Annotated in this window: 9 protein-coding genes; 3 read left to right on the top strand and 6 right to left on the bottom strand. The window is 60.7% G+C overall.

Features of this window, described 5'->3' with window-relative positions; translation table 11 throughout:
* The 6 genes from A3730_RS16435 to bioB all read right to left on the bottom strand — a co-directional run.
* The coding region (locus A3730_RS16435) for an alkaline phosphatase (RefSeq protein WP_197477500.1) at positions 1–639 on the bottom strand (639 nt) is incomplete at its 3' end.
* A 185-nt stretch (positions 640–824) separates the two neighbouring features.
* Complete coding sequence (bioD, locus tag A3730_RS16430; protein WP_063521177.1) at positions 825–1,469, bottom strand: dethiobiotin synthase; 645 nt, start codon at positions 1,467–1,469, stop codon at positions 825–827.
* Positions 1,470–1,578: 109 nt separating this feature from the next.
* Positions 1,579–2,403, bottom strand: coding sequence for a malonyl-ACP O-methyltransferase BioC (bioC, locus tag A3730_RS16425; protein ID WP_063521176.1), 825 nt, complete (start codon positions 2,401–2,403; stop codon positions 1,579–1,581).
* Entirely contained in the window at positions 2,369–3,181 is an 813-nt protein-coding gene (gene bioH, locus A3730_RS16420) for a pimeloyl-ACP methyl ester esterase BioH (RefSeq protein ID WP_063521175.1), read from the bottom strand. The genes bioC and bioH overlap by 35 nt, the downstream gene beginning before the upstream one ends.
* Positions 3,182–3,255: 74 nt before the next feature.
* On the bottom strand, positions 3,256–4,422 hold the full coding sequence (gene bioF, locus A3730_RS16415; RefSeq protein ID WP_063538464.1) for an 8-amino-7-oxononanoate synthase: 1,167 nt from the start codon (positions 4,420–4,422) through the stop codon (positions 3,256–3,258).
* Between the two features lie 9 nt (positions 4,423–4,431).
* Complete coding sequence (bioB, locus tag A3730_RS16410) at positions 4,432–5,583, bottom strand: biotin synthase BioB (protein WP_063520453.1); 1,152 nt, start codon at positions 5,581–5,583, stop codon at positions 4,432–4,434.
* A 249-nt stretch (positions 5,584–5,832) separates the two neighbouring features.
* On the opposite strand from bioB, the gene A3730_RS16405 reads away from it, so the two are divergent.
* The 3 genes from A3730_RS16405 to A3730_RS16395 form a co-directional block, all read left to right on the top strand.
* The gene (locus A3730_RS16405; RefSeq protein WP_231880650.1) at positions 5,833–6,372 is read left to right on the top strand and encodes a ComF family protein; all 540 of its coding nucleotides are present in this window, start codon (positions 5,833–5,835) and stop codon (positions 6,370–6,372) included.
* A gap of 121 nt (positions 6,373–6,493) precedes the next feature.
* Positions 6,494–7,027: a hypothetical protein gene (locus A3730_RS16400; protein WP_063520455.1), complete on the top strand. Its 534-nt coding sequence runs from the start codon at positions 6,494–6,496 to the stop codon at positions 7,025–7,027.
* Between the two features lie 47 nt (positions 7,028–7,074).
* On the top strand, positions 7,075–7,532 hold a 458-nt coding region (locus A3730_RS16395), incomplete at its 3' end, for a 2-phosphosulfolactate phosphatase (RefSeq protein ID WP_063538462.1).

Raw genomic sequence — 7,532 nt, 5'->3', positions numbered from 1 at the left:
CGGATCGCGCTCGGGGAACTCACCGTACTCACCGGCCCCGTACTCGTACAGGTAATCACCAAGGTGCAAGACAAAATCCAGATCCGCATGATTGGCCACGGCCCGGTAGACGGAGAAAAATCCGTAGGGATAGTTGGAGCAGGAAACCACCGCAAAGCGGGCCCGGTCGATAAAGGTTTCCGATGCGGGGAAGGTGCGTGTCCGGCCCACCGGCGAGCGCTGGTCACCCACCGAAAACTGATAGTAATACCAGCTGTCCGGTTGCAGACCGGTGGCATCCAGTTTCACGCAGTAGTCGCTGGACGCACTGGCGGTGGCGGTATAGCTGGCCACAGTCTGCTGCATGGCCAGGTCGCGGGCCACCGTAACAGTGACGGCCACATCCTCACCGCTATCCCGATCCACAGTGACGCGGGTCCAGAGAATGACCCGGTCAGACAGTGGATCCCCGGATGCCACACCGTGCAGAAACGAAACGCCAGGCAAGGCGTCCGGCGTATCCGGTTCGTCCGGCTGACTGGGTGTAGGCGTATTGGCCGGCGGCGCAGCTGAAGAGCTGCCACCCCCACCACAACCCGCCAGTGACAGCGCGCCACTCGCGCCCAGCGCCTGCACCAGGGTACGTCGTTTGCGATCCATGAAGATTCCCCCTAACCATAAAGGCCATCGCCCTACGGCAACAGCACGTCAAGATTAGGCAGGAAATTGCACGGAAACAGTGGGCCTTGGGTAGTCGCACTGTAGTGCTATGTAGCCCCCTGTAACCGCCCAGTTAAAGATGACAAAACGAGGAAAGTAGCAGGAAATTTCAGTGATTGTGCCGGTCAGACCAGCGCAAACGCCCCCGGCAAATGCTGACGCAGGGTGAGCAAATTTTCTTCCTGCACCGCCATCTCACCAAAACAATTGGCCATGGTGCCGGCGTACCGCAGGCCATCCTTTTCAATGGCCTCTGCGGTCAGCAAGGCGTGATTGATACACCCCAGCTTCATGCCAACAACCTGGATCACCGGCACGTCCAGCTCCTTTGCCAGCCCGGACAACATTTCCCGATCATTCAGCGGCACGCGCCAACCACCAGCCCCTTCAATCAATATCAGATCCGCCGGGTGGGCACTCAAGGCACCACGCACATATCCCGCAAGCCGGGAAAGGTTGATCGTTTTACCCTCCTGCTGCGCCGCGATATGCGGTGCGACCGGCGCCTTGAAGGCCACCGGGTTCACGGTTTCATAGGGCAGCTTCACCGAGCTGGCCGCCATCAACTGCAAGGCGTCTTCATTGCGCCAACCGTCAGGGGTTTCATCACAGCCCGCCGCAACCGGCTTGAGTCCATAGCAACTCAACCCGGCTTCCCGGGCCCGCTCCAACAAGCGACAGCTTACCCAGGTCTTGCCGACTTCGGTGTCGGTGCCGGTGACAAAGAAGATACCCTTGAGGGCGGGGAGCGGTGGTTTTTGATCGGACATATCTGTTTTCGTCTTCTGGTTTCAGGGGCTTGATCTGGATTACGCCGAGTTTCGAGTTTCGAAAAGAATAAAACGGTTTTGCCTTTCGCAACTCGCTCCTAGCGACTCGTTACTGTGTTTTTTCCGCTTCCAGAAACAACACATTCCAGGTTAGCGGCAAACCCTGTTCTGTTCGCCGGGTTTCGTATTCTTTCACCATGGCCTGCCAGGCATTTTTGCCGGTAAGACCGGAGGCGCCGCTGACATGATCCGCGCCGGTGGCCTTCAGGCGGCGAGCGATGGCCTTGACCGAATCGTAATATTCCACCATCACCTGTTGCTGCAACTCTGCATCAACAAAGCCCGCCAGCAGGGCGGCGCTCTGCCAGTCGTCAAAACCCGGCAAGGCATTCACGTGGGGGCGGCGATTAACCGCCTGCCAGCTCTGCTGCAATTCCTGCAGGGAACCTGCCAACGGCACCGCCAGCAACAAGCGTCCGCCAGGGGACAGCACCCGGCTAACCTCTTTCAGGACCGCATGGAGATCACACCATTGCAGGGCAAAGCAACTGAATACCAACCCCTGGGAGGTATCGCTTACTGGCAACTGTTCCGCATCCGCACAGAGAGGCAGATAGCGCTCATTAAACCGCCCACGTTCTGCAGCTTCGTGCAGCATGGCACGCGACAGGTCCACCGCCTGCCAATGAGCCTCCGGCAACACCTGCTGCTGGGCCCGGGCAAAAGGTGCCGTGGCGCATCCCAGGTCCAGCGCCGCATTCACCCGCAACCGTTGCGGCAACCGCTGCACCAGCGAACGCCCCACTGCCAGCTGCAAAATGGCATGCTCGTCATAGCTGCGCGCCGCCCGGCTGAAGTGGTCGCTGACCGCATGTTTATCCAGAGCGGACGCAGCCATCTCAAGCGACCAGTTGATATTCGCGATAGAAGTCATAAACCGCTCTCGTAAACGTCTCCGGTGCCGACAGGAAAGGCACATGAGCCACCTGCTCAATCAAGGCAGTGCGGCCGCTGTGAATCAGTGGTTCACTGGCGGTCATGGCCGCCGCCGGGACGATATGATCGTTCTCGCCAAAAACCATCAACACCGGCATGGCCAGTTCCGGCAACACGGTTCGCATGTCTGCCTCGCGCAGAATGTCGAGACCGCTGCGCAAGGCTTTCGGCGCGGGCAATCCACAGAAATAAAGGATTTCCTTAAGCCGCGCCGTATCCTCGCGCATGGCCGCACTACCCTTGCAGTTTAATGCGAGAAAACGCACCAACGTGCCTTCATTATCTTCGTCGAACATTTCCGCAAACTTGCCAAGAATGTCCGGCCGCATGGCCGTATCCCAGCCCTCACCGGCCGTAAACCGCGGCGAGGTAGCCACCGTGACTACCGACTGCACCCTTTGCGCGGCTTTGTCGGCCATGGCCAACGCCACCAGCCCGCCCAGCGACCAACCCAGCACGTGGGCCTTGTCGGGCATGATCGCCAGCACTTCATCGGCGAGAAAATCCAGGGTGTAGTCCCCGCTGGGCATGGGGCTCTGCCCCATACCGGGCAGGTCCACCACGGTGACCCGGAACCGTTCCAGCAAGGCCGGCACAATGTCGTCAAAGACAATGGCATGCAGTCCCCAGCCATGAATCAGAACGATGTCCTGCGCCTCGTCATCATTCACACCCGTGGCTTTGTAGGTATTGTGAAAGGGAATCAGTTTGGGCATGGAAATTCCTTTGGTCATAGGTCTGACGTCGGTAGCCTGACGACAGAAACAAAACAGGCAGGCATTTTGGGGCGTCAGACGTCCGGCTTTCGGCGTCCGACCTGATCCAGCGCCAGCAGCAGTGCATCCACATCCTTAAGCTCATGGGCGGCCGACAGTGTCACCCGCAAGCGCGCTTCGCCTTCCGGCACCGTGGGCGGACGAATGGCCGTGATCAACAGCCCCTTTTCCCGGAGCGCACCACTGAGCGCCATGGCCTCGGCATCACTGCCGATCAGTAGTGGCTGGATCGGTGTGCGCGACGGCATCAGGGTGTAGCCCAGTTCACTGGCACCCTGTCGAAAACGGGCAATCAGTTCTGCCAGCTTCTCCCTGCGCCAGTTTTCCTCACGGGATTTGTGGAGACTGACCCGTGTGGCCGCCGCCACCGCGGCCGGCATGGCGGTGGTATAGATAAACGTGCGGGCAAACTGTATCAGGGTTTCGATCAAGTCATGGCTGCCAGCCACAAAAGCGCCGCCAGTACCCAGCCCCTTGCCAAGCGTTGCCATGAGGATCTGGGTACGCGGGTTAACGCCCTGGGCAAACAAGGACCCGCGTCCCTGCGGGTCGAGCACGCCAAGGCCGTGGGCATCGTCCACCATCAGCCAGGCATCGTGAGCTTCGCAGGCATCGGCGTAGGCCGCCAGCGGCGCTTCATCACCATCCATGCTGAAGATGCCATCGGCCACCACCAGTTTGCGACGGGCATCGCTACGCTGCAGCTGACGGCTCAAGGCATCGGCATCATTGTGGGCAAAGCGCCGGAAGCGGGCGCCGCTGAGCAGGCCGCCGTCCAGTAGCGAAGCATGATTGAGGCGATCTTCGAATACGGCATCGCGCTTGCCCAGCAAGGCGGACATGACGCCCAGATTGGCCATGTAACCGGTGGAAAACAGCAGCGCGCGTTCACGGCCAGTGTGCTCGGCCAGCGCCTCTTCCAGATCCTGATGGGGACGCTGATGACCGCAAACCAGATGCGACGCACCGCTGCCTACGCCCCAGTCCCGTGCCCCCTGCCGGAACGCCTCGATAACATCCGCATCGTTGGCCAGGCCAAGGTAATCGTTACTGCAGAAATTCAGGTACTGCTGGCCGCCCACAAGCGCATGCCGGCCACAGGGGCCGTCCATGATTTGTTGCTGGCGATAGCGGTGCTGCTCCCGGCGGGCCGCCAGGTCGGCGGCCAGATCAAAGCCCACAGGCGAGCCTCAGTGCTCGGTGGCGGTGGGTCGACCGGTGTCCTTGTCCAGCACGTGCTTGGCGGCCCGCTTACTGTCCAAGGCGTTATAGAAAAGCCCGGCTTCCTCCGCTTGCTGCTCGGACACCTGTGCCTGGATGGCTTCTTCATGGGCTTCGTCGGACGCTTCGTGACGCGGATCCAGCGGGTGAATCCCCAGACGCTTGAACAGGCGCTGGTCGTGGTTGGCTTCCGGGTTATCGGTGGTCAGCAGCCGTTCGCCATAGAAAATGGAGTTGGCACCGGCCATGAAACACAGGGCCTGGGCTTCGTCGTTCATTTCCTGACGACCCGCAGACAGCCGCACATAGGATTGCGGCATCAGGATCCGGGCCACCGCCACGGTCCGCACAAATTCGAAGGGGTCCAGATCGTCCACATCCGCCAGCGGCGTGCCTTCAATCTTTACCAGCATGTTGATGGGCACGGATTCCGGGTGGTGCGGCAAATTAGCCAACTGCTGCAGCAGGCCCACCCGATCATTGCGCTCCTCGCCCATGCCGACGATACCGCCGCAGCACACCTTCATGCCCGCGTCGCGCACATTGGCCAGGGTGGACAGGCGATCATTGTAGGTGCGAGTGGTGATCACCTGGCCGTAGTATTCCGGCGAGGTGTCCAGATTGTGGTTGTAGTAATCCAGGCCCGCCTCGGCCAGCGCCCCCGCCTGGCCTTCATTGAGCATACCCAGAGTCATGCAGGTCTCCATGCCCAGGTCTTTGACCTGACGGATCATGTCCAGCACATAGGGCATGTCCTTGTCGCGGGGGCTGCGCCAGGCGGCGCCCATGCAAAACCGGGACGCCCCGTTCTGCCGGGCAGCCTTGGCCTCTTCCACCACACGGGACACTTCCAGCAATTTCTCTTTTTCCAGCTCGGTGTTGTAGTGACCGGACTGGGAGCAGTATTTGCAGTCTTCCGGGCAGGCGCCGGTCTTGATCGACAGCAGGGTGCTCACCTGCACCGCATTGGGATCGAAATGGGCCCGGTGCAGCGCCGCCGCCTGGAAGATCAAATCGTTGAACGGCAAGGCAAACAGGGCGTCGATCTCACTGCGTTTCCAGTCATGGCGTACAGCCATATCCGTGGATGGCGATTGGGCGGTGCTGGCGATGGCGGGCATGCTTCATTCTCCTCAAGTAACGTCAGCAGGCTAAGGAGCCCCATGGCACCTGTCAACCTGAAAGCCGCAACAAAAGTTTACTGCAGTATACTTTTTGATCACATCAACCCCTCACCCTGCACTCTCTGCGGCCAATCAGACAGCGGTGGCTTGTGCGCTGACTGCCTGCCTCTGCTGCCCCGGGTTACAGAGCCCATCTGTCGCTGCGGGCTTCCCCACGGCGACGATTCCACCACCCTTGCAGACCCTGTGGCGCCCTTGTGTGGGCGCTGTGTTCGCCAGCCGCCGCCCTTTTCCGCCAGCCAGGCACCCCTGCAATATAATTTCCCGGTAGATGCCCTCATTACACGCTACAAGCACCGGGCCGACCTGACGGTGGAGCGAGCCATCAGCCCGCTATTGGCAGAAACTCCCCTGCCATGGGTGGATACCGATGCCCTGTGCCCACTGCCTGTCCACTGGCGACGGCGGTGGCGCCGCGGCTTCGACCAGGGCGCCCACCTTGCCCACCTGCTGGGACGATATTGGCAACGCCCTGTACTGCCGGCCCTGGTGCGCCAGCGGGCCACTCCCAGCCAGCAAGGGCTTACCCGCCGGCAAAGGCAACGCAACCTGCGCAAGGCCTTTGAGTGTCAGCGCCCAGTGAGCGGATTGCGCCTTATTCTGGTCGATGACGTAATGACCACCGGCAGCAGCGCCCGGGCGGCCGCGCAATGCCTTCTTGACCACGGCGCAGCCGATGTGCGCGTGTGGACCCTGGCTCGTACACTGGGCCACCGTCGCGACTAAACGCGCAATCGTTATCCGGAACCAGCCGGCAAGACTGAGCATGCAAGGAGTTTTTCAGCAGGCGGCTAGGCCCCATAGCCACCTTTAGGCATAATAACGGCTTGTTCACGGAGGGAATCACATGACAAGAATAATAATCGCACTGACCTTGCTGATACTGGGCTGCTCCAGTGTTCAGGCCGAAGACCGTTATAGCGGCGTCACCCTGATGCGCGGCACCGTGGTGTCCGTTGGCCGGGTCGATCCGACGGAAAATATCGGCACCGGTTTTTTTGTGGATGCCAATTACACCAGCGTGGCGCTGAATGCCGGCGTGGGCACCAAGAAGTTCGGTGACTCGCCGATTCGCCGCGATTCCGGCGACGACGATCTTTCCGCAGCAGACAGCGAGCGGGTCACCAATGGCTATGCCGGTGTGGGCTTTGGCCGCATTATCCAGATCCAGTATGGGTACGGCAGTGAAGGCGACCTGCTGCGTTACCGCTCCGACTTCAACTACCGTTCAGTGATCGATTTCTTCACCGGCAAGCGCACCCCCAAAGACCGCCTGACCCTGGGTGACCGCCTCACGTTCACCATTGCCGTTGAGCAATACCTGGACGACGAAGACGAAATTTTCGACAACGCAACCTGGGGCATCGGCCTGCTGTTCTGATCCGTTCACCGTGTCAGGCTCCGCACCGCCCCCCGGCAAGGAAGACCATGGACATACACATTGCCCAGGGGCACAACCCGCCACACAACATTCATGGCATTACCGTGGTGATCGACGTAATCCGCGCTTTCACCACCAGCCACCATGCCTTTCGCAAAGGCCTGCGCTGCATCTGGCCGGTAGCCAGTGCCGAGCAGGCTTTTGCCCTGCGCGACGAACACCTGCCTGAAGCACTGCTGGCCGGCGAGGTAGACGCCTTGCCGATTCCCGGTTTTGATTTTGGCAATTCCCCCTGGGAAATCGATCAGGCCGAGCTGCAGGACAAAGAACTGATTCTGCGCACCACCAACGGCGTCGCCGCCACCCTGCGTGCCCGCGACAGCCGTGAGGTGCTGGTGGCCGGGCTGGTCAATGCGGAGGCCACCGCCAACTATTTGCGCAAACAGAACCCGCCCACCGTGGTGCTGGTCGCCTCCCACCCCACCGGCGACGAAGACGTGGCCTG

The organism is Alcanivorax sp. HI0044 (assembly GCF_001634945.1).
The sequence above is the reverse complement of the archived record's forward strand: the minus strand, read 5'-3'. Positions and strand labels throughout refer to the sequence as shown.